The organism is Salipiger sp. (genome assembly GCF_059781815.1).
The window spans coordinates 1-1,955 of sequence record NZ_JBYNAH010000398.1; the positions used below are offsets into that span (position 1 = coordinate 1).

Here is a 1,955-nt window from a genome sequence, read left to right on the forward strand (position 1 = left end):
CCGTCGCGTATCGAACGCCCCAGGGAGGAGGAGAGGGGCTCCGAAACTGTCGGGCGTTTGGCCCGGATGTAGGGTGCGACGGTGCCAGGGAGGAGGAGAGGCACCGTCGCGTATCGAACGCCCCAGGGAGGAGGAGAGGGGCTCCGAAACTGTCGGGCACATGGCCCGGATGTTGGGACGCGGCGGGATCAGGGAGGAGGAGAGATCCCGCCGCTCATCGAAGGCCCCAGGGAGGAGGAGAGGGGCTCCGAACTGTCGGGCACGTGGCCCTTTTGTCTTTGCGGCGGCGACCTCGGGAGGAGGAGTGAGGTCGCCGCCGGGCTCGATGCGCTCAGGGAGGAGGAGGAGAGCGCCTCGAGGAAACTGTGATCAGGCCTCGTAGGCGGCCTGGTAGGCGATCCGGCGGATCATCGAGCGGTGCAGCCCGAGATCGCTCAGTTCGCGGTTGCTCAGCTGGCCGAGCTCGCGCAGCGTCTCCTTGTAGAGACGGCGACGGGCAGTGCGCTCGCGCAGCGAGGCGATCATGCCGGCGAAGAAGCCGTTCGAGCCTTGGGTGCTGGTGTCGGTTGCGTATGCCATGTTCGTTGCTAGCCTGTGTTCGTGTATCTGTCGTGTTGGCCCTAACATGGGCCAAATGCTGCAACTGCACAATCCGACCATAGCTCAATGCCGCTATGCAGAATGCGCATGGGCTGGCTGGGGATGAGCTAAGCAAAAGCAACGCGTTACGCGTAACAAATGAGCGGGCCATGTCTGACCGTTGCGCCCAGAGCAACGTGACGCTACGTCGGTCTGCAGAAATGGAAAGGATAGACCATGTCCCCGACGCAAGAGGCGGTGAAGGCGGAGCTGGCGCGGCTGGAACTGCCCGATGGCGGAAACCTGATTTCGCGCGACATGATTCGTGCGCTCAGCCTCGAAAACGGCGCCGTGCGCTTCGTCATCGAGGCGCCCTCGCCGGAGATGGCCCGGCACATGGAGCCGCTGCGCGCGGCGGCCGAACGCGCCGTGGCCGGGCTTGAGGGCGTCACCTCGGTCAGCGCCGCGCTGACCGCGCATGGCCCGGCGGCGAAACCGCCCTCGCTGAAGATCGGAGGTCACGCCAAGCCGCAGGAGGGGCGGATGAACCCGCCGGGCGTCAAGGCGGTGATCGCCATCGGCTCGGGCAAGGGCGGGGTCGGCAAATCAACCGTGTCGTCGAACCTCGCGGTGGCGCTGGCGCGGGCGGGCAAGAAGGTCGGTCTGCTCGATGCCGACATCCACGGCCCCTCGCAGCCGCGCATGTTCGGCATCTCCAGGCGCCCTGCCAGCCCGGATGGCAAGACCATCATCCCGCTCGAGGCGCATGGCGTGACGCTGATGTCGATCGGCTTCATGCTGCCCGAGGACAAGGCGGTGGTCTGGCGCGGTCCGATGCTGATGGGCGCGCTGCAGCAGATGATGATGCAGGTCGAGTGGGGCGAACTCGATGTGTTGCTCATCGACCTGCCGCCGGGCACCGGCGACGTGCAGCTCTCGCTCGGGCAAAAGAGCGACCTGACCGGCGCCATCGTGGTCTCCACGCCGCAGGACGTGGCGATGATCGACGCGCGCAAGGCGCTCGATGCGTTCAGCACGCTCAAAGTGCCGGTGCTGGGGCTGGTCGAGAACATGTCGATGTTCGTCTGCCCCGATTGCGGCCACACTTCGCACGTCTTCGGGCAGGGCGGCGTGGTCGCGGAGGCCGAGAAGCTGGGCCTGCCGGTTCTGGCGCAGCTGCCCATCGACCTCGAGACCCGCATCGGCGGCGACGAGGGTCGCCCGGTGGCGCTCGGCGAGGGCGTGATAGCGCAGGCCTATGCCACGCTCGCGGACCGGTTCATCAAGGGCGGGATCGTCTGAAGACGGCGCTATGCGAACAAGAGAGGGGGCCAGCCCCCTCTTGGCCCGTTGGGCCAATTCACCCCCGAGGTATT

The 1,955-nt window shown here is 66.7% G+C and carries 2 protein-coding genes; one reads left to right on the plus strand and one right to left on the minus strand.

The genetic code is table 11. The annotated features are described in order from the left end of the window. Nucleotides 1-369: 369 nt before the first annotated feature. Nucleotides 370-579, minus strand: coding sequence for a DUF1127 domain-containing protein (locus AC6RA4_RS25190; protein WP_222601728.1), 210 nt, complete (start codon nt 577-579; stop codon nt 370-372). A gap of 237 nt (nt 580-816) precedes the next feature. On the opposite strand from AC6RA4_RS25190, the gene AC6RA4_RS25195 reads away from it, so the two are divergent. Continuing rightward, nucleotides 817-1,881, plus strand: coding sequence for an Mrp/NBP35 family ATP-binding protein (locus tag AC6RA4_RS25195; RefSeq protein ID WP_500165020.1), 1,065 nt, complete (start codon nt 817-819; stop codon nt 1,879-1,881). Nucleotides 1,882-1,955 lie beyond the last annotated feature (74 nt).

Bases quoted from the DNA above. Each gene is read 5' to 3' on its own strand.
- AC6RA4_RS25190 (WP_222601728.1), bottom strand. From the start codon at position 579: ATGGCATACGCAACCGACACCAGCACCCAAGGCTCGAACGGCTTCTTC.
- AC6RA4_RS25195 (WP_500165020.1), top strand. From the start codon at position 817: ATGTCCCCGACGCAAGAGGCGGTGAAGGCGGAGCTGGCGCGGCTGGAA.